The sequence below is a fragment of the Neisseria sp. P0022.S009 genome, assembly GCF_051956675.1.
In the GTDB taxonomy this organism is placed as follows: Bacteria; Pseudomonadota; Gammaproteobacteria; order Burkholderiales; family Neisseriaceae; genus Neisseria.
In genome coordinates, this window is record NZ_JBQCXE010000003.1 from 1 (window position 1) to 18,959 (window position 18,959).

Genomic DNA, 18,959 nt, shown 5'->3' on the forward strand with positions numbered 1-18,959 from the left:
TAATTAGTCTATACTAAATTTTACCAGTATTTATAATTATTGATAATAATCAAAACTAATTAAAATAGACATGTTTATTCATAATAATTACCGTAGAAAAGATATATCATGACACCTTTCGTAATGTGATATCAATAAAGGATAAGCGGTGAAACAACAATTTTTATGTAACAAAAATAAAATGTTATGCGCCATTTTGGCTGTTTTCTCAGGCCAGTCATTTGCGGAAGAGCTTCCTCAAGTAGATATACCTGAAGTCAAAGTTGTCGGCAATGCGCCTTCAAGTAACTGGCGTTTGCAGCCTGGCGCAAAAGACTATCTAACAGATGGAGAAGTTTTAACTACAAACGATTTAAAAACAAAACGCGCCGTATCGCTCGGACAGACTGTGGAACAAGTCTCCGGCGTTCAAAACAATGCTTACGGCCCCAATACCGGCGTACCGCAAATCCGCAGCTTGAGCGGCTCGCGCGTATATGTCAGTGAAAATGGTTTGGGTATTTCGGATGCTGCTTCTGTCAGCCCCGATTTACCGCTGATGGTTAATCCGTTTATGGCGGAAAAGATTACCGTTTTAAAATCATCGGCAGCAGTCTTGTATGGCGGCAATGCGATTGGCGGCGCAGTTGATGTCGATACCGGCGTGATCGCCACAGAAGTGCCTGAAAAAGATTTAAACGGCAAAGTCGAAGTCAGCGGCGGCTACAATACGCCGCGTGTCACAGCGTTCAAATTAAACGGCAAGGTCGGCAATGTAGCTTGGCATTTGTCGGGGGCGGACACTAATGCCAATGATTACCGTATTCCGGGAGATTCCAAACCTGCTGCCTGCTACGATCATGCCAATATTTATAGCTCTCGCCTGATGTGGGCATGTCAGGTTACGCCCGACATTACCGAAACCTTAAACAAAGGCTATTACCGTTATGTCACAAAAGACATTCCGGCTTTCATTGAACTATGGAAACGCTATAACGACGGCTCGGAACCTGACGAATCTGAATTGTACAAATTAAACAAACCGTTTTGGGGCGATTGGGTAGAAAATCCGCTTTATGACGGCAGTCCAAACTTTAGAAATAAAGTCATCAATGCCATGAAAGATGATATGCCTGTTGAAAAAGGCCGTCTGAAAAACAGCCATCTGAGCAATCAAAACTTTGCTTTCGGCCTAAGCCATATCGGTGAACGCAGCTATGCAGGCGTATCCGTCAGCCGCTTCTTGAGCAAATCCGGTATTGCAGGCTTTGGCTATTACAATTTTGCCGAATCAGGCCACCACCACGGCGGTACCCACAAAGCACCGGCACGCGAATACGCTTCCGTACGCGCTCAACAAACCCGTTGGCAGGCAGAAGCCATGTACCGTCCATTGACGCCATGGATTGAAAACATCAAATTCCAAGCCGCCTATACGCAAAACCCAACATCCGAATACTTGGGAGACACCAAAATGCAAACTTTGGACAGCAAAACTTTCCAAAGCCGTTTGGAGTTCAACCACAAAGCAGGTTCTTGGCTGAAAGGTACATTGGGCGCAGATTGGAAACAGCGCAGCACCGAATCTTCAGGCATCAACGGCAAACGCACCGGAAACTATGCCTACCTGCCCGATACAGACAGCAAAGAATACGGCATTTTCGCTTTGGAAAACTTTAAGTGGAAAAACTGGAATGCGTCTTTGGGTTGGCGACATGGCGAAGTCCGTCACTCGGTCGACATCGGCGATTACAAACCTGGACGCAACAGCTCGACCGTTAAAGGATTGGAAGAGAGAGGCCGTCTGAAATACAGCTTAAACCACTATCATGCAGGCTTAGGCGTAGATTTGTTTGACTTCTTAAAACTGGGCGCACGATATAGCCGTTCACAACGTGCCCCTGAAGTCAACGAGTTGTATGCAGGTGGCGATCACTATGCCCTGATGGCTTCAGAATCACACTGGGGAGTAGACGTACTGCGTCCGGAAACAGCAGGCACTTGGGAGGTAAACGGCGAAATCGGTTGGAAAGACGGCCGCTTCCGTGCAAGCTGGTATAAAACCCAATTTAAAGACTACACCTTCCTCGTAGATGCCGCACATGACGGCGGCCAACGCCTACCAACCAAATACTGGCGCTCCGGCGACACCCAGCTTCACGGCGTGGAATTGGAGGTAAACCAATGGTTTGACCTGAATAAATACGGCACATTGGAAGCCCGCCTGTTTGGCGACTTCGTACACAACCGCGCTGATTTGGACGACGAGCGCAACAGCACATTAGGCAATGGCAACCGTGTCCGCAACAACGGCTATTACATGCCCAATATGCCCGTATCCCGCTACGGCGCAGGCCTGACATGGAATAAAGGCAACTGGCAACTGGGCACCAGCCTGACACGCTACCGCCCAGCCAAACATACAGGCCACATGGCTGCCCACTACAAAGAGCCTGTTTTGGGCGGCTATACCATGTGGGATATGTACATGAGCCATACCACCAAACACGGAAAATCGACAGCCGAATGGTTCCTCGATGCACGCAACCTTGCCAACCGTACCGCAAGACCGCAAAACTCCATGCTCAAATATATCGCACCATTGCCGGGCCGCTCCGTCCGCGCTGGTGTAAGGCTGACGTTCTAAGTTGAAAATAAAACAAACCGGATTCCCAGTTGATGGAAATCCGGTTTTCTTTTTTGATTATTTGATTTTCAGACGGCCTGATTACAAGCCTTTTACCTGTTAAGAAGAAACCACAAAATCCACTGTATGCGCTTCACTGTAATCAGGGATTTCCAGCTTTTCTATCATGCGGTGCAACACATCATTCGGCACAGAATGTTCGCGGTTACGGTTTTGCGATAGTAATTGCGTGTAAGGCACTTCCAAATAAATGAGATGCACGCGTGCACCGTAATCGGCAAACATCGGCAGCCATTTGCTGCGCAGATCGCGGTTAAGATTGGTCGCATTAAAGACAAATGACGTACGGGCTCGCAGGTATTCTTTTGCCTGCTCTTTACCCAAACGCACTGCTTCGGCAGTATGTTTGGAATCTGCGGGATCAAGTTTGCGCTCACGGCGAATCTCATCCAGCGACAGCATGGGTAAATGGGCAAGATGTTGCCTGATGTAACTGTCTTTGCCGCTACCTGCTATGGCGCACATGGCGTATACATCAAAGGTCCGATCATCAAATGGCTGATAATCCGGCATTTCGCTACGGCCGTTAAGATAGAGATAGCGTCCGTAGTCGCTGGCAAAAGTACGCGCCTTGCCCCAACAAGCATTTTCTTCACAGAGTTCACGAAACAAATCAATGCGCAGCAAAATATCCTGTTGATCGCAGCATATACGGCCTAAAACATCGGCTTTAGCAAGCATGGCAAGATACGCAGTGTTAACCTGCAAACTGGCTGCTATGACGGCTCGCTCAGGATTAGGCTTGTTAATCGCCCATAAGGGCAATCCGTGCAAACGTACAAGTTTAGCGATTGCTTCTCTTACGGCAAACGGAGCGGCAAGTTCGGTATACAGTAAAGTACGGGCGGTATGCTCGCCTTTTTTTGCGTGATGCGGCGAAACGATACGCTCTTTGCCGTTTTCTATTTCACGCTTGGTCGTACTGCGTTTTTCCACATCATGCAGCATGGCGGCAGCAAACAGAATATGTTGCTCCTGTTCATCAAGCGCTTGAAACTCGGGCAGTTTCAAAAGGGCTTCGCACACCATTTTGGTATGCGTAAATACATCGCCTTCGGCATGCCACTCAGGGTCTTGCGGAACATCCTTCATATCGGCAAACCAGCTGAAACGACGTTCTAATGCTTGCCAATCAGGAAGTTGACCGGGTATGTAATATGGGAATGTCCACATAATTGTCTTTCTTATTATTGGATAATTGGACTTCAGGCCGTCTGAAACTGCCAGCTTTGCCAATGGTATTTGTCGTAATCAATAAGACGGGCAGGCTTCCAAGTTTTCGTCCAATGAACATCGGTTTTAACGTGTTTGGCTCGTACCAATTTGAAAAGGTTGTCGAATTCATTGGATTGAACAGATAGGTTGCCGTTGTTGGTGGCAAAATCAGCGGCGTTACGGATAACAAAACCTTCGCTGCATGCTGCTCCTGTATTCGGATCGTAGCCGCCAAGTTTGCCGGCAGTTTGTACGCTCTCCGTCCACGACTCTCCCAAATTAGCGGCCAGCCATTGCGCTAAAGCAATATCTTCATTGGCGTATTTTTGAGTGAAATCTGCAAGAGGCTGCATAATGGGAATTTCTGGCACAGTCGGAAAATCAAACAGCTGCGCATAAAATTTAACCTCTTCCCATGAAAGCCAATGTCCGCCACGACGGACGGCGAATAGATAAAAATAGCTTTCCAATTGAGAATAGGCAATCGAATGAATGCCGTACATATTCTCGCCAAAAAGTTCGAGATCGCCCAAATCATCTTTGATTTGCTGCCATCGTTGCAGCAAAGGTTTATCCCACGGATGCTGGGTAGGCGCAGTATGGCTACGGGCATAGAGGCCGTGTGCGGCAAAACAGTTGTTTTGTCCATCTAATTTTTCGGTTAAAACCAACTTCGGCAGCTCGGCAAAATATGAAAGAAAGCCACGCGGCATAAAACGGTCGTCAGAGGTTGTGCCGAGGCTGATGGGCGCGTGCAGGCTGCGGGCGTATTTTTGAGGTTCGGTTGTCGTCATAATATTTTTTCCTTTTTATTTATTTTTTTAATTTTCTTTTCAAGCGTTCCCAGCGACTGGTTACATTTTCCCCACCACATTTTCTTGTTTGGAAACCAAGAGTTGGTCAACTTTTAGATTCTCAGTATCGATGATTTCAAACTTATAACCGGCATAAACCAGGAAATCCGTGCGCTTCGGGATTTTGCGCAGGGAATACATCATAAAGCCGGCGATGGTTTCGTAGTTTTCCGAATCGGGAAACTCTTCGATATCCAGCGCACGCATAACATCGGCGAGCGGGGTCGCGCCGTCCACTAACCATGTATCTTCGGTACGGCGGATGATTTGCGGCTCTTCTTCGGTATTAACCAGCTCACCCATCACAATGCTCATCACATCTTTCAGCGTTACCACACCAACTACCAGCGCGTATTCGTTCACCACTACGGCAAAGTCTTCGCCGGAAGTCTTGAAGGTCTCCAATACATCATAAAGCGACAGTGTGTCGGGGATGAACAATGCTTTACGCAACACGCGTTTGTCAGTCAAGCGGACATCTTTTTCTTTTAAAAACAAGGTAAGCAGCGTATGTGATTCGATGTAGCCGATGACGCGTTCCAAATCGCCGTCGCATACGAGGAATTTGTTGTGCGGTTTGTCGGACATCATTTCCAACACGGTATCGCTGTTGTCGTTTTTATCAAAATAGACAATGTATTCGCGCGTGCTCATGGTGGAAGTAACCGTGCGCTCTTGCATATCGAAAATGTTTTCAATCAGATAGTGTTCTTGTTCTTTCAACACACCAGCCTGCGCACCGGCATCGACGACGGCGTAAATGTCTTCCGAGGTCAGTTGCTCCTGACGGACGGTGGAAATTTTGAAGAGCTTGAATATTGCGTTTGCCAATCCGTCAAAAATCAAAATAAACGGCTTTAAGATAAAAATTAAAAACATCATTGGCCGCACAATGCGTACCGCCACCGCTTCAGGGTGGGTCATCGCTACGCGCTTGGGCATCAGGTCGGCAATCAGGATAAAGCTGCCTGTTACCAACGTAAATGTCAGCAGCGACGCAGCCGTACTGCCCCAACTGCCAGCGTTTGCCAACAAGCCGTCAAAATAGGGGCGCACCGCCGCCTCTCCGACGATACCGGCAAGAATGGCGACGGCGTTCAAACCGATTTGGACGACGGTAATAAAACTGCCCGGTTGCTGCTGCATATTGAGCACATCCAGCGCGCGTGTATCGCCGCCGTCTTTAGCCATGACTTGCAATTTGATTTTGCGCGCCGAAGCCAGCGCGAGTTCGGAACAGGATACAAACGCGCTAATGACAATCAGCAGGCACAATAATAGTAAGGCTTCGAGAATATTCATAAAAAATTATGTGTGGTATAGGTTGGAAACATTCAGACATCAAAGGCCGTCTGAAAAATTTAATTTATTCCGTGATTAATGTTATGTGTATTTATCGCTTCAACCATCTAAAGCATCTTCATCCAAGGATTTCAGCCATTTCAGCTTTTCGCCAATTTTGATTTCCAATCCGCGCGGGACGGGTTGGTAGAAGTCGGGTTCGTCCAAGCCGTCGGGCATATAGCTTTCACCGGCGGCGTAGGCGTTTGGTTCGTCGTGGGCATAGCGGTATTCGCGTCCGTAACCCAATTCTTTCATCAACTTGGTCGGCGCATTGCGCAGGTGGACGGGCACTTCGTCGCTGGCGTTTTCTTTGACGAAACGGCGCATTTGGTTGTATGCCTTATAGCCTGCATTGGATTTGGCGGCGGCGGCAAGGTACAACACGGCTTGCGCCAAAGCAAGCTCTCCTTCCGGCGAGCCTAAGCGCTCATAAGTTGCGGCGGCATCATTGGCAATCGTTAAGGCACGCGGATCGGCCAAGCCGATATCTTCCCATGCCATGCGGACAATGCGGCGGGCGAGATAGCGCGGGTCGGTGCCGCCGTCGAGCATACGGCAAAACCAATACAGCGCGGCATTCGGATGCGAACCACGCACGGATTTGTGCAATGCGGAAATTTGATTGTAGAAACTCTCGCCACCCTTATCAAAACGGCGGATTTGCGCACCCAAACTATCGGCGAGGAATTCGGCGGTTAAGGTTTTCAGACGGCGTGTATCGGCAGCACGTAAAAGTTGTTCCAATAAATTCAACAATCTGCGCGCATCGCCATCTGCGGTATTCACAAGCAATTCTTGCGCATCGGCTTCAATCGTAAAATCTTGGTATTCGGGCAAGGCCAACACTTTGGCAATCAGCTTTTTTAGGTCGTCTGAAGACAAAGATTGCAAGACATAAACCTGCGCCCTGCTGAGCAATGCCGGATTGACTTCAAATGACGGGTTTTCCGTGGTAGCGCCAATAAAGGTTAATAAGCCGCTTTCGACATAAGGCAAAAATGCGTCCTGTTGCGCTTTGTTGAAGCGGTGTACCTCGTCAACAAACAAAATCGTTGCTCGCCCTTGTTGCAGGGCAATTTCAGCCTTTTCAATAGCCTCGCGTATGTCTTTCACACCTGAAAATACGGCGGAAACAGGCAGAAACTGCGCATTGAAACTCTGCGCCAAAATCCGTGCCAGCGTGGTTTTGCCTACGCCTGGTGGCCCCCACAGCAACATAGAATGCGGCTTTCCACCTTCCACCGCCACGCGCAAAGGTTTGCCCTCGCCGATTAAGTGCTGCTGCCCGATGACTTCGTCTAAAGAATGCGGGCGCAGGCGTTCAGCTAAAGGGGCTTCGGGTTGGCGTGCAAAAAGGTCGGACATAGCGGCTTTCGTGCTGATTGATTGAAAAGAAAACTCGCTAGCATTATACGGTAGTTTCGCAAACACACATATCTGGCCGCATTACGGTATAATACATGCTATTTTGAGAACTCTTCAGGCGTTTCAGACGGCCTTGTTTACAGGAAACATCATGACTTCAAAAGCTCTTTTGGCAGCTGTTACATCAGCTTTCTTATTGGGTGCATGCGCTACCGGTGGCGACTCTTTCGGCGGTTTGGGCAGCGGTACGGGTATCGGCAGCAGCGTAGTGAAAATGGCGGTAGACAGCCAATGCCGTACCGAATTGAACAAACGTAACGAATGGCGCGTCATTGCTTTGGCCATGAGCACGGAAAAACAAGCCGAATGGGAAAATAAAATCTGCGGCTGCGCCAGCGAAGAAGCGCCAAACCAATTGACTGCAACCGAAATGATGCAGGTATTGAGTCCGGCAACTCGCGAGCAGGCCATTGCTTCCGTTACCGCAAAAACGGTTACCGCCTGCTTCAAACGACTCTACAAATAATCATTCAGACGGCCTTTTTTCACATCAATGCCGTCTGAATTCGTTTTGACTTTCTATTTGAATTTTAAATACATAGAGAAGAAACCATGAAATACATCAGCACCCGCGGTGCGACCGCACGCAAGCAATTTAGCGAAGTTTTATTGATGGGTTTGGCTCCTGACGGCGGTTTGATGCTGCCTGAGCAATACCCTCAAATCGACCGTGCTACTTTAGACCAATGGCGCACACTCAACTACCCCAAGCTGGCGTTTGAAGTCATGAGCCTGTTTGCCACCGACATCCCTGCTGATGATTTACGCGACATCATCAACCGCACCTACACCGAAGAAGTATTCGGTACCAAAGCCATTACTCCGGTGCGCACACTTTCAGACGGCATCAAAATCCAAGCCCTCTCCAACGGCCCGACTTTGGCATTCAAAGACATGGCCATGCAATTCTTGGGCAATGCGTTTGAATATGTATTGAACAAAGAAGGCAAAGAACTCAATATCTTAGGCGCCACCAGCGGCGATACCGGCTCTGCCGCCGAATACGCCCTGCGCGGTAAAAAAGGCGTCAACGTCTTCATGCTGTCTCCGGAAGGCAAAATGAGCGCATTCCAACGCGCGCAAATGTTCAGCCTGCAAGATGCCAACATCCACAACATCGCCGTTGAAGGCATGTTTGACGACTGCCAAGACATCGTCAAAGCAGTACAAAACGATGCCGAATTCAAAGCCAAATACCATATCGGCACAGTCAACTCCATCAACTGGGGCCGTATCGTCGCCCAAGTCGTGTACTACTTTGCCGGTTATTTCAACGCCACGTCAAACAATGACGAAAAAGTCAGCTTCTGCGTACCAAGCGGCAACTTCGGCAATGTCTGCGCCGGCCATATCGCCCGTCAAATGGGCCTGCCCATCCACCGCTTGATTGTTGCCACCAACGAAAACGACGTATTGGACGAATTTTTCAAAACCGGCGCATACCGTCCGCGCAACAGCGAACACACCCACGTTACTTCCAGCCCGTCCATGGACATTTCCAAGGCCTCCAACTTCGAGCGTTTTGTGTTTGACCTAATGGACCGCGATGCGGACGAAATCCAAACCTTATGGGCGGAAGTAGCCTCCGGCAAAGGTTTCAATTTGGAATTTGCCTTAAACAAAGTACATCAACAATATGGCTTTGTTTCCGGCAAATCAACCCATGCCAACCGCCTTGCCACCATCAAACAGGTTTACGAGCAAGATCATGAATTGATTGATCCGCATACAGCCGATGGCGTCAAAGTTGCCCGTGAAGTCCGCGAAGCCGGCGAAACCATCATCTGCCTCGAAACCGCACTGGCCGCCAAATTTGAAGCCACCATCCATGAAGCGGTCGGCGAAGTTTCCATCCCCCGCCCTGCCGCATTGGAAGGCTTGGAAAATCTGCCGCAACGGGTCCGTGTTGTCCCTAATAATGCGACGGCAGTGAAAGACATCATTAAGGAAGCTCTGGCTTAATCGGCTGTCTTTGATGACTGAAGAGGCCGTCTGAAACTTTTTCAGACGGCCACAACTGGTATTTGAGAAGTAGGCAGCGTTATTGCCAACCCCACCGCATTACAGTCGTTATCATATAAAATCAAGGCGTTAAAACAATACCAACTCCTTTTGACTTTCAATTGCAAACATTGTAATGACAGATATTTTCGTTTAGAATTGCATGTTTGCTCTAAATTTGGATTGATATGCAGACAACACAAGCCACATCCAACTGGGAGCTATACAAGCGCTTGCTTGGATATTTGAAAAGCTATTGGAAGATGTTTATCGTCTCCGTAGTGGCCATGCTGATTGTCGCCGGTACGATGCCGGCTTTCGGTTACTTGCTCAAACCTTTGATCAATGAAGGTTTTGTCGATAAAAACATGAAAAGCATGTCATGGTTGCCGCTGGCAATTGTGGCGCTATTTTTCGTTCGCGGCCTGTTTAACTTCATCAACGAATATTGCACGACGTATCTGTCCAGCCACTTGGTGCAGCGCTTGCGCGGTGAAATGTTCAACAAAATGATGCACCTGCCGACTTCGTATTTCAGCAGCAATACCGGCGGCCGTTTGATGTCTCGTATCTTGAACGACGTCAATCAAATTACCGATGCAGGGTTTAACGTCATTACCGTGATTGCCAAAGACGGCGTGAGCGTAGTCGGCCTGTTGGGCTTGCTGACTTATCTGAACTGGCGTTTGACCCTGATTACTTTTATCATCTTGCCGGTTGTTGCTGTATGTATCCAAACAGTCAGCAAACGCCTGCGCAAACTGTCTGCCAACAACCAAATTTATCTTGGCCAGCTGATGCAGGTCTTGGGCGAAAGCATTAATGGCGAACGCGTTGTAAAAATCTACGGCGGCCAAGATTATGAAAACCGCCGCTTCGACCGTATTGCCAATGATGTTCGCCGCAACCTGCTCAAACAGGTTTCCGCCAGCTCTGCCGGTACCGGCATTACGCAATTAATGGCTTCGGTTGCACTGGCTGCGATTATTTACGCAGCCGCCCGCCAAGCAGGGCTTTCCGGCTTTAGTGCAGGCGATTTTATGTCGTTTTTGTCCAGCATGATCATGATGTTTGACCCCATCAAACGCATGACCGGCGTGATGCAATCCCTGCAGCGCGGTTTGGCGGCGGCTGAAAGCGTCTTCACCTTTTTGGACCAGCCCGAAGAAAGCAACGAAGGCAAACAAACCCTCAGCCCAAACCCTGGCGATATCGAATTTTGCGATGTTGTACACCGTTATCCCGAAGCCGAACGCAACAGTTTGAACCATATCAACCTGCTTGTCCCACAAGGCAAAGTGACTGCATTGGTCGGCGCATCGGGTTGCGGCAAAACCACCTTGGCCAATATGTTGCCGCGCTTCCTTAATCCCAATGAAGGCGAAGTTTTGATCGGCGGCATCAACATCAATGAATATACGCTCGAAAGCTTGCGCAGCCGCATGGCATTCGTCAGCCAAAACGTTGTCCTGTTTAATGGTACGATTGCTGAAAACATTGCCTATGCACAAGCTGACAAATTCAGCGAAGAAGAAATTATTAATGCCGCAAAAGCAGCCAATGCTTGGGAATTTATCCAAAAAATGCCACAAGGCCTGCACACTGAAGTTGGCGAAAACGGTTTAAAACTGTCCGGCGGCCAACGTCAACGCCTCGCCATCGCGCGTGCGCTTTTGAAAAACGCGCCGATTTTAATTTTGGACGAAGCCACCAGCGCATTGGATAATGAATCCGAACGTTTGGTACAAACCGCATTGGAAAACCTGATGCAAAACCGTACCACTTTGGTGATTGCCCACCGACTTTCTACCATCGAAAAAGCCGACAACATCGTTGTCATGCATGAAGGCAATGTCGTCGAACAAGGCACACACCAAGAATTAATCAGCGCAGGCGGACGCTATGCCGACCTGCACAGCCTCAGCGAAAAATCAGCCGTACCGGCGAGCAAGTAGCTGAAGCCGTATTCCACTCTTTTTATTAACCTCGGCCGCCCCGACTTATCCTTTTCAGACGGCCTTATCCGACAGGAAATATCAATGGCAGCATTCAATACCCAGAAAGTCTTGTCCGTACATCACTGGACCGACGCTTACTTCACTTTCACCTGCACCCGTGACGAATCTTTGCGCTTTGAAAACGGCCAATTCGTCATGGTCGGCCTGATGGTTGACGGCAAACCGCTGATGCGCGCATACAGCGTGGCTTCTGCCAACTGGGAAGAGCATCTGGAATTTTTCAGCATTAAAGTACAAGACGGCCCCTTGACCAGCCGCCTGCAACACCTTAAAGTCGGCGATGATGTCCTCATCAGTAAAAAACCGACCGGTACTCTGGTTGCCGGCGATTTGAATCCGGGCAAACACCTCTACCTCTTGAGCACCGGTACCGGCATCGCCCCTTTCTTGAGCATTACCAAAGACCCTGAAATTTACGAGCAATTCGAAAAAATCATCTTGGTTCACGGCGTGCGCTACAAAAAAGACTTGGCATACTACGACCGCTTTACCAAAGAATTGCCCGAACACGAATACCTGGGCGATTTGGTTAAAGAAAAATTGATTTACTACCCGATTGTTTCACGCGAAGACTATGTACACCATGGCCGTCTGACCGATTTGATGCGCAGCGGCAAACTCTTTGAAGACATCGGCCTGCCTAAAATCAATCCGCAAGACGACCGCGCCATGTTGTGCGGCAGCCCTGCCATGTTGAAAGACACCTGCAACGTCTTGGACGAATTCGGCCTGACCGTTTCTCCGAAAACTGGTGTCCGCGGCGACTACCTGATTGAGCGCGCATTCGTCGATCAATAACGTATCCCCGGCAACAGGCCGTCTGAAACCCTTCTTTCAGACGGCCTAAAACCTTAATAATTTATCTCACATTATGCCTACTCTACTCATTATCCGTCCGTCCAACCGTCCGCAACAAGATATCCAAACCTGCCATGCAGCCGGTTGGCAGGCTCAAGTATTGAGTCCGATTGAAATAGAGGCAGACCGTTCGGCACTAAACAAACTTCCCGAACAATTCAAGCAAGCCGATGTCGTGTTTTGGGTCAGCCCGACCGCTATTGAAACCGCAGCGCCGCACCTGAACTTTTCAGACGGCCCCAAAGCACACATTACCGTCGGCCAAACCAGTCAACATACTTTGGCGCAATTCTCCCCCTATCCCGTATTCTCCCCCGAAGACGGCAACGACAGCGAAGCCGTCTTGAGAATGCCTATTTGGAAAAACCTGCCGCCCAACGCCCGAGTTCTCATTATTCGAGGTCATGGCGGCCGCGATTATTTGGCAGACAAATTAAGCGCACTGGGTTTTCAAATCGACTTCGCCGAAATCTATTTCAGACGGCCACACGCCATCGATTGGCAGCACTTTAAAACTGAAGACATCGCCGCCGCCTACGTTACATCCGGCGAACTTGCACGCGAATTTTTCCATCAGATTCCGCCGCAATTTTCCCGATTCTTCGAATCCTTGCTATACTTTACCCACCACCCGCGCATTGCCGATGCACTTCGCATCGTCGGCGCCAAACATGTAGAAACCGTCACTTCTTTATCCGCTGCACTTTCATCCATGCCACAAAGGAGCCAAGCAGTGACCCAAGTCGAAGACAATAAAGATACCCGACAAGTTGCCAATACGGCAGCGCCGGCGCCTGAACGTTCTGAAAACACCAGGCCGTCTGAACCAATCAAACCTACCCAACCTCAGCGAGTGGAGGCGAGCATGCCCGAGTCCAACAATCTCCCACAAAACAACGCCCCTGTTATCATCAAACAATCCGGCGGCAAAGCCTTGGCCGCAGGTGCAACCGTCTTGGCACTGCTTGGCTTGGGCGCGAGCGGATTCCTGTTTGTACAGGGTCAAAATGTTTTAAAAAACCAAGAGCTCGAATTCAATCAAAAAATCGACAAAGCTGCGTTGGGCGAGTCTGAAAATGCCAGCCTTTTAAAAGACAACCTCAACCGCCAAACCGCTATTCAGGCCGAGTTAGACCGCTTGAACAACGGTCAAAAAAGCAATAGCGATCAAATTCTGCAAACGCAAAAAGCTTATCAAGAGCTGCTCAAAGGCCGTGTCAACTGGCTGGTTGACGAAGCCGAATCCATGTTGAACACAGCTTCGCAACAATTGATGCTGTCAGGCAACCTCCAAGGCGCGGTCAGCGTATTGGAACACATCGACAGCCGCCTGAGCCGTTTTGACCAGCCCGAGCTTATCCCCGTCAAACAAGCCATCAGCAATGATTTGGCCGCGCTGAAAAACCGTCCTTATGTCGATATTTCCGCTACCGCCCTGCGTATCGACCGTTTGGAAACCGCCATTTCCGGCCTGCCTTTGGTCTTGGACGGCGTATTGAAACCGGGTGCCGCGCCTGTCGAAACCGCCCATTCAGGAACTTGGTGGGAAAACACATGGGAAAAATCCCTCAATGCCCTCAAAGGCTTGGTTGAAGTCCGTCATCTGGACAGCAACGACGCCATGTTGATTTCACCCGAACAAACCTACTTCATCCGCGAAAACCTGCGCCTGCGCCTTTTGGATGCGCGCATTGCCCTGTTGCAACACAACGGCGAAGTGTATCAAAGCGATTTGAACAACGTTGAAGCAACCGTAAAACAATACTTCGACAGCAAATCCCCTGCTACCCAGTCATGGCTGAAAGAGTTGGCCGAACTCAAAGCCCTTGATGTCCGCATGATTTCAGACGACAGCCTGAAAGCCAGCTTGAGTGCCGTTCGCGCTTATCAAGAAGGTTCGCGTACACAAATGACAGCCGAAGAAACTGCACAAACCGAAGCCGCCGAGAAAACCGCTTCCGCTCCGGCGGCGGCAGCTACCGAGCAAGCCACAACTGCCGCACCGGCCGCCGCTTCTGCCCCTCAATCTCTGGAAGCACCTGCCTTGCCGTCTGAAAACAAAAAAGAACCGGCTGCCGAAGCTGCCAAACCACAAAACCAAACCAAGCCTGCTGCCAAAATTAAAGGAGAGCAAGCATGAAAACCGTCGTTTGGATTGTCATTCTGTTTGCTGCCGCCGTCGGTTTAGCGTTGGCTTCCGGCATTTATACAGGCAATGTGTATGTCGTGGTTGAGCAAACCATGCTGCGCATCAATCTGCATGCCTTTGTTTTAGGCCTGCTGTTGAGCGTATTCGTCTTGTATTTCCTGATTAAATTCGTGTTCGGCCTCTTGAACCTTCCGGCGCGTATGCAACGCTTCGGCATTGCCCGCAAAGGCCGTCAGGCTTCTGCCTCTTTGAACAGCGCAGGTCTGGCATATTTTGAAGGCCGTTTTGAAAAAGCCGAACAAGAAGCCGCCAAAGTCTTGCAAAACAAAGAAGCAGGCGATAACCGCACCCTGGCTTTGATGTTGGGCGCGCACGCGGCCGACCAAATGGAAAACTTCGAACTGCGCGACCGCTACCTGCACGAAATCGAACACCTTCCGCAAAAACAACAGCTTTCCCGTCATCTTTTGCTGGCCGAATCTGCACTGGGCCGCCGCGATTATCCGACCGCCGCACAAAATCTTGAAGCCGCAGCCAAAATCAACGGCAACTTAAGCCGCCTGGTGCGCCTGCAATTGCGTTATGCCTTTGATCACGGCGATGCTTCAGATGTCTTGGCAAAAGCGGAAAAACTGGTCAAAGCCGGCGCCATCAACGATTACGAAGCAGAACAGTATCAAAACTGGGCATATCGCCGCCTCTTGAGCGAAGTAACCGATGCAGGCCGTCTGAAAGCCTGTTTGAAACAGATTCCCGAAAACGTGAAATCTGGCGAATTGTGCGTTGCGATTGCCGAGAAATACGAGCGTTTGGGCTTGTATGCCGAAGCGGTCAAATGGGTAAAAACCCATTATCCGCAAAACCGCCAGCCCGAGCTTTTGGAAGCTTTTGTCGAATCCGTGCGTTTCTTGAGCGAACGAGAGCAACAAAAAGCCATCGACTTGGCAGACTCTTGGCTGCAGGAACAACCCGACAATGCACCGCTGTTGATGTATCTTGGCCAACTGGCTTACGGACGCAAACTTTGGGGCAAAGCCCAAGGCTACCTCGAAGCCAGCATCGCCCTGCAACCCAGCGTATCCGCACATTTGGTCCTAGCGCGCGTGTTTGATGAAACCGACCAACCGCAAAAAGCGCAAGAACAACGCAATCTGGTTTTGGAAAGCGTGGCCGAAGAAGAACATCCGGCAGCCCTTCCTCAACCAAATTGATGTGCTGATTTTGTATTAAGCGACAGTATGAAATCTACAACAGAACCAACCATTTAATCATTTCAGACGGCCTCAATACATATCTAAGGCCGTCTGAACTTTGTCCAACACACCAAATCAGAAAGCCTATTTATCATGACTGCTCTGAAAAACGACACTTTCCTCCGCGCCCTGCTCAAACAGCCTGTCGAATACACACCCATCTGGATGATGCGCCAAGCCGGACGCTATCTGCCTGAATACAAAGCCACGCGCGCATGCGCAGGCAGCTTTCTCGATTTGTGCAAAAACACCGAGCTGGCAACCGAAGTTACCATCCAGCCTTTAGAACGTTTTGATCTGGACGCAGCAATTCTGTTTTCCGATATTCTGACCGTTCCCGATGCCATGGGTTTGGGCCTGTATTTTGCCGAAGGCGAAGGCCCAAAATTTGAACGCGCTTTGCAACACGAAGCCGACATTGCAAAACTGCAGGTTCCCGACATGGAAAAACTGCAATACGTCTTTGATGCCGTAACTTCTATCCGTAAAGCACTGGACGGCCGAGTTCCGCTGATCGGCTTCTCCGGCAGCCCGTTCACACTCGCCTGCTACATGGTTGAAGGCGGCAGCAGCAAAGAATTCCGCACCATCAAAACCATGATGTATTCGCGTCCTGATTTGCTGCATAAAATCCTCGACACCAATGCTCAAGCCGTTACCGCTTATCTCAACGCCCAAATCGATGCCGGCGCACAAGCCGTACAAATTTTCGACACTTGGGGCGGCGTGTTGAGCGATGCAGCGTTTAAAGAGTTCAGCCTGAAGTACATCCGACAAATCGTTGCCGGACTCAAACGCGAAAGCGAAGGCCGCCGCGTGCCTGTTATCGTATTTGCGAAAGGCGGCGGCTTATGGCTGGAAAGCATGGCAGAAATCGGCGCAGACGCATTAGGCTTGGACTGGACCTGTAACATCGGCGAAGCCCGCCGTCGCGTCGGCGAACAAGTTGCCCTGCAAGGCAATTTTGATCCGTTCGCCCTCTTTGGCACACCGGAATCTATCCGCACCGAAGTCGCACGCATCCTTGCCGACTACGGCAATGGCAGCGGCCATGTATTCAACCTCGGGCACGGCATCAACCAACACGCCAATCCGGAACACGCCAAAATCTTGGTCGATACCGTACACGAATTGTCCCGTCAGTATCACGCTTGATTGAGCGCGTAACGTAAAAGGCCGTCTGAAACCGTATTTGTTGTTTCAGACGGCCTCTTAGCTCAAACCCTGAGAACCGCATGCGTGCGTTCCACATACATCCTACTTGTTGAGTTTAGATTTCATATGGGCTACGGATTGCTCATGATTCATGGTTATTCTCCTTTTCTAGTTTGCAACAAGTTGAGGTTATCTAAAACAAGATTTAATTCAGTCATAAGCTTCTCATGATGAATAAACATGGTTTTCTATAACTTATTCTATTAATTATGTATTCAATAAACTCAAATCATCATTTGTTGGAATGGTAAGGTGATTTTCATTATTTCTAAATTCCCCATTAACATATTCTGAGAATGCACATGTTTTGCAGCAATAAACTAATCTATTAGTCTCTATTTCCTTCCATAAATCAAAACCATAGGTGCCATGGCAAATATTACATTCCATATCTGGTTCTTGAATAATAAATAAATTCTCTAAAAAATTTTGTAGCGATTGATAAATATATGATTTATTTCTTTGCATGGAAATATCTATTTGCCGTTTAAGAGATTTTAAATCGTAAAAACTAATTAGTGATTTTTTTATTGGATAATTAGGGATATCTAAAATTTCTATATTCATAAATTTAGAAATATTTGAATGGTGATCTAAAAATTCTTTCTCTAAACTAGGATAATCATGTAACCATTTAAGAATTAAAGTTGCGAGTAAGATATGATCTACATTATTACCTATACCCTCTATTTTTTCTTTTAAAGAAAGTATTATTTTTTTTTGCATAATTACTGCCCTTTCACTGGATATGTTGTGATTAAATTTCCCATTTTGTCAGTAAATATCTTAATATATCTAGTTGGTGTTCCTCCTTCCTTCAAACTAGTTATACCAATATTCTTACCAGTATCGACTACACGGACAAACTGACCGCCAGGGATGGCTGTTACTGGAGAGGATATCGTATTTCTACTTTGTAAAATAACTTTTAATTCATTTGGAGTTATTGAAAAAATAGAACGGCTATTTTCAACTGGCCTATAAAATGGCCGTCTATTAGAGTTAGCATAGGTAGTGTCGCCGCCACTCAAGCTGATAAATAAAGGTCGTCTGAAACAGTTTCCTAGTTTTCAGCCAACCCACATTGCATAATGAGGAGAATATCTTAAATAACCAAGCATCCTCAATCATAATTTAGAGAAATTATTTTTTCAGAGTCTAATTCTGTTAATATAATTAACTTATTAATTTTATCTATTTTCCATTCTGATATTATATCGGTAGATACTAAATTCTCTCTTGTTAAGTTTTTATCTGTAATAATTGCACCCAACTCATGAATAATACAAATTTTTTGATTCTCCAATAAATAAATATCAAAAACTATTCCATCTATATTTATCATATTAACTTCTAATTTTTGTATAGAAATACAAAAAACGACTGAATCAAATCCGATAAAAATATTTTTATCACCAAATATTAATACTTTTGGGGAAATACTTATACAGGAAACAGCTAATCCAATACCTATATTGAATTCTTTGTGAAAAGAAAGAATAAAACATCGATAAATCTCCTTTCCTTCCTCTCTTAGAATAATATATTTTTGATAAGTATTTAGTAAATAGTCCTCTAACTCTCTTATGGAATTATAAGGATATTTCGTTAATTTCATTATTTGAGACCTTTACAAAATTCCCAAAAATCCCCTAAATTCCGACCCAAGACATTTAGGGGATTTCTCATGAGTACCTTCTTCCAACAAATTGCACAGGCCATGATTGCCAAACACATCGATCGTTTCCCACTATTGAAATTAGAGCAGGTCATTGATTGGCAGTTGACCAAGGCAGCAACTGCTTATTCAGTATACACGTTTCCGTTGCTATGTTAACCGTGTTGCACGAGCTGACAACCTTCGACTCTACAGCATTCTTTCCCCTCGTACTGATCGACCTGCCCACAGGTGCAGCATTGACTGTATTGTTTAGTGGTTTA

Annotated in this window: 15 protein-coding genes and 1 pseudogene; 10 read left to right on the forward strand and 6 right to left on the reverse strand. The window is 47.8% G+C overall.

Features of this window, described 5'->3' with window-relative positions; all coding sequences use genetic code 11:
- Positions 1–181 precede the first annotated feature (181 nt).
- Positions 182–2,626, forward strand: coding sequence for a TonB-dependent receptor (locus ACTHUG_RS05035; RefSeq protein ID WP_440385787.1), 2,445 nt, complete (start codon positions 182–184; stop codon positions 2,624–2,626).
- Positions 2,627–2,725: 99 nt separating this feature from the next.
- On the opposite strand, the gene ACTHUG_RS05040 is transcribed toward ACTHUG_RS05035, so the two are convergent.
- The 4 genes from ACTHUG_RS05040 to ACTHUG_RS05055 all read right to left on the reverse strand — a co-directional run bounded on the left by ACTHUG_RS05040 (position 2,726) and on the right by ACTHUG_RS05055 (position 7,464).
- A complete protein-coding gene (locus ACTHUG_RS05040) occupies positions 2,726–3,859 on the reverse strand; it encodes an AAA family ATPase (protein WP_440385786.1) in 1,134 nt (377 codons plus the stop codon).
- A gap of 32 nt (positions 3,860–3,891) precedes the next feature.
- Positions 3,892–4,695, reverse strand: a complete 804-nt coding sequence (locus tag ACTHUG_RS05045; RefSeq protein WP_070461720.1) for an RNA ligase family protein — start codon at positions 4,693–4,695, stop codon at positions 3,892–3,894.
- A 60-nt stretch (positions 4,696–4,755) separates the two neighbouring features.
- Positions 4,756–6,057, reverse strand: coding sequence for a hemolysin family protein (locus ACTHUG_RS05050; protein ID WP_440385785.1), 1,302 nt, complete (start codon positions 6,055–6,057; stop codon positions 4,756–4,758).
- Positions 6,058–6,156: 99 nt separating this feature from the next.
- Positions 6,157–7,464, reverse strand: a complete 1,308-nt coding sequence (locus ACTHUG_RS05055) for a replication-associated recombination protein A (RefSeq protein ID WP_440385784.1) — start codon at positions 7,462–7,464, stop codon at positions 6,157–6,159.
- A gap of 151 nt (positions 7,465–7,615) precedes the next feature.
- On the opposite strand from ACTHUG_RS05055, the gene ACTHUG_RS05060 reads away from it, so the two are divergent.
- The 8 genes and pseudogenes from ACTHUG_RS05060 to hemE all read left to right on the forward strand — a co-directional run bounded on the left by ACTHUG_RS05060 (position 7,616) and on the right by hemE (position 16,958).
- Positions 7,616–7,990, forward strand: a complete 375-nt coding sequence (locus tag ACTHUG_RS05060) for a hypothetical protein (RefSeq protein WP_440385783.1) — start codon at positions 7,616–7,618, stop codon at positions 7,988–7,990.
- Positions 7,991–8,076: 86 nt separating this feature from the next.
- Positions 8,077–9,486: a threonine synthase gene (gene thrC / locus ACTHUG_RS05065; protein ID WP_440385782.1), complete on the forward strand. Its 1,410-nt coding sequence runs from the start codon at positions 8,077–8,079 to the stop codon at positions 9,484–9,486.
- A gap of 227 nt (positions 9,487–9,713) precedes the next feature.
- Positions 9,714–11,480 (forward strand): lipid A export permease/ATP-binding protein MsbA, encoded by a 1,767-nt coding sequence (gene msbA, locus ACTHUG_RS05070; RefSeq protein WP_036491179.1) that lies wholly within the window; start codon positions 9,714–9,716, stop codon positions 11,478–11,480.
- An 84-nt stretch (positions 11,481–11,564) separates the two neighbouring features.
- Complete coding sequence (locus tag ACTHUG_RS05075) at positions 11,565–12,341, forward strand: ferredoxin--NADP reductase (protein WP_003746329.1); 777 nt, start codon at positions 11,565–11,567, stop codon at positions 12,339–12,341.
- 73 nt (positions 12,342–12,414) lie between these two features.
- A pseudogene (locus tag ACTHUG_RS05080) lies at positions 12,415–13,110 on the forward strand (uroporphyrinogen-III synthase); the annotation flags it as partial.
- A gap of 156 nt (positions 13,111–13,266) precedes the next feature.
- A complete protein-coding gene (locus ACTHUG_RS05085; protein WP_440385857.1) occupies positions 13,267–14,541 on the forward strand; it encodes a uroporphyrinogen-III C-methyltransferase in 1,275 nt (424 codons plus the stop codon).
- Positions 14,538–15,761 carry a heme biosynthesis protein HemY gene (locus tag ACTHUG_RS05090; RefSeq protein WP_440385781.1) on the forward strand — a complete coding sequence of 408 codons (1,224 nt, stop codon included), beginning with the start codon at positions 14,538–14,540 and terminating at the stop codon, positions 15,759–15,761. The genes ACTHUG_RS05085 and ACTHUG_RS05090 overlap by 4 nt, the downstream gene beginning before the upstream one ends.
- A 135-nt stretch (positions 15,762–15,896) precedes the next feature.
- Complete coding sequence (gene hemE, locus ACTHUG_RS05095; protein ID WP_070646024.1) at positions 15,897–16,958, forward strand: uroporphyrinogen decarboxylase; 1,062 nt, start codon at positions 15,897–15,899, stop codon at positions 16,956–16,958.
- 267 nt (positions 16,959–17,225) lie between these two features.
- Here the strand turns inward: hemE and ACTHUG_RS05100 are convergent, their stop codons facing one another.
- Together ACTHUG_RS05100 and ACTHUG_RS05105 are read right to left on the reverse strand one after the other, a co-directional pair.
- A complete protein-coding gene (locus ACTHUG_RS05100) occupies positions 17,226–17,744 on the reverse strand; it encodes a hypothetical protein (protein WP_440385780.1) in 519 nt (172 codons plus the stop codon).
- Positions 17,745–18,141: 397 nt separating this feature from the next.
- Entirely contained in the window at positions 18,142–18,636 is a 495-nt protein-coding gene (locus ACTHUG_RS05105) for a hypothetical protein (RefSeq protein WP_440385779.1), read from the reverse strand.
- 69 nt (positions 18,637–18,705) lie between these two features.
- Here ACTHUG_RS05105 and ACTHUG_RS05110 point away from each other — a divergent pair, with 69 nt between their 5' ends.
- Entirely contained in the window at positions 18,706–18,855 is a 150-nt protein-coding gene (locus ACTHUG_RS05110) for a hypothetical protein (RefSeq protein WP_349267146.1), read from the forward strand.
- The last annotated feature ends 104 nt before the right edge of the window (positions 18,856–18,959 follow it).

Excerpts from the sequence above, each read along its gene's own strand:
- ACTHUG_RS05035 (WP_440385787.1), top strand. The coding sequence starts at position 182 with ATGTTATGCGCCATTTTGGCTGTTTTCTCAGGCCAGTCATTTGCGGAA.
- ACTHUG_RS05040 (WP_440385786.1), bottom strand. The coding sequence starts at position 3,859 with ATGTGGACATTCCCATATTACATACCCGGTCAACTTCCTGATTGGCAA.
- ACTHUG_RS05045 (WP_070461720.1), bottom strand. The coding sequence starts at position 4,695 with ATGACGACAACCGAACCTCAAAAATACGCCCGCAGCCTGCACGCGCCC.
- ACTHUG_RS05050 (WP_440385785.1), bottom strand. The coding sequence starts at position 6,057 with ATGAATATTCTCGAAGCCTTACTATTATTGTGCCTGCTGATTGTCATT.
- ACTHUG_RS05055 (WP_440385784.1), bottom strand. The coding sequence starts at position 7,464 with ATGTCCGACCTTTTTGCACGCCAACCCGAAGCCCCTTTAGCTGAACGC.
- ACTHUG_RS05060 (WP_440385783.1), top strand. The coding sequence starts at position 7,616 with ATGACTTCAAAAGCTCTTTTGGCAGCTGTTACATCAGCTTTCTTATTG.
- thrC (WP_440385782.1), top strand. The coding sequence starts at position 8,077 with ATGAAATACATCAGCACCCGCGGTGCGACCGCACGCAAGCAATTTAGC.
- msbA (WP_036491179.1), top strand. The coding sequence starts at position 9,714 with ATGCAGACAACACAAGCCACATCCAACTGGGAGCTATACAAGCGCTTG.
- ACTHUG_RS05075 (WP_003746329.1), top strand. The coding sequence starts at position 11,565 with ATGGCAGCATTCAATACCCAGAAAGTCTTGTCCGTACATCACTGGACC.
- ACTHUG_RS05085 (WP_440385857.1), top strand. The coding sequence starts at position 13,267 with ATGCCCGAGTCCAACAATCTCCCACAAAACAACGCCCCTGTTATCATC.
- ACTHUG_RS05090 (WP_440385781.1), top strand. The coding sequence starts at position 14,538 with ATGAAAACCGTCGTTTGGATTGTCATTCTGTTTGCTGCCGCCGTCGGT.
- hemE (WP_070646024.1), top strand. The coding sequence starts at position 15,897 with ATGACTGCTCTGAAAAACGACACTTTCCTCCGCGCCCTGCTCAAACAG.
- ACTHUG_RS05100 (WP_440385780.1), bottom strand. The coding sequence starts at position 17,744 with ATGCAAAAAAAAATAATACTTTCTTTAAAAGAAAAAATAGAGGGTATA.
- ACTHUG_RS05105 (WP_440385779.1), bottom strand. The coding sequence starts at position 18,636 with ATGAAATTAACGAAATATCCTTATAATTCCATAAGAGAGTTAGAGGAC.
- ACTHUG_RS05110 (WP_349267146.1), top strand. The coding sequence starts at position 18,706 with ATGAGTACCTTCTTCCAACAAATTGCACAGGCCATGATTGCCAAACAC.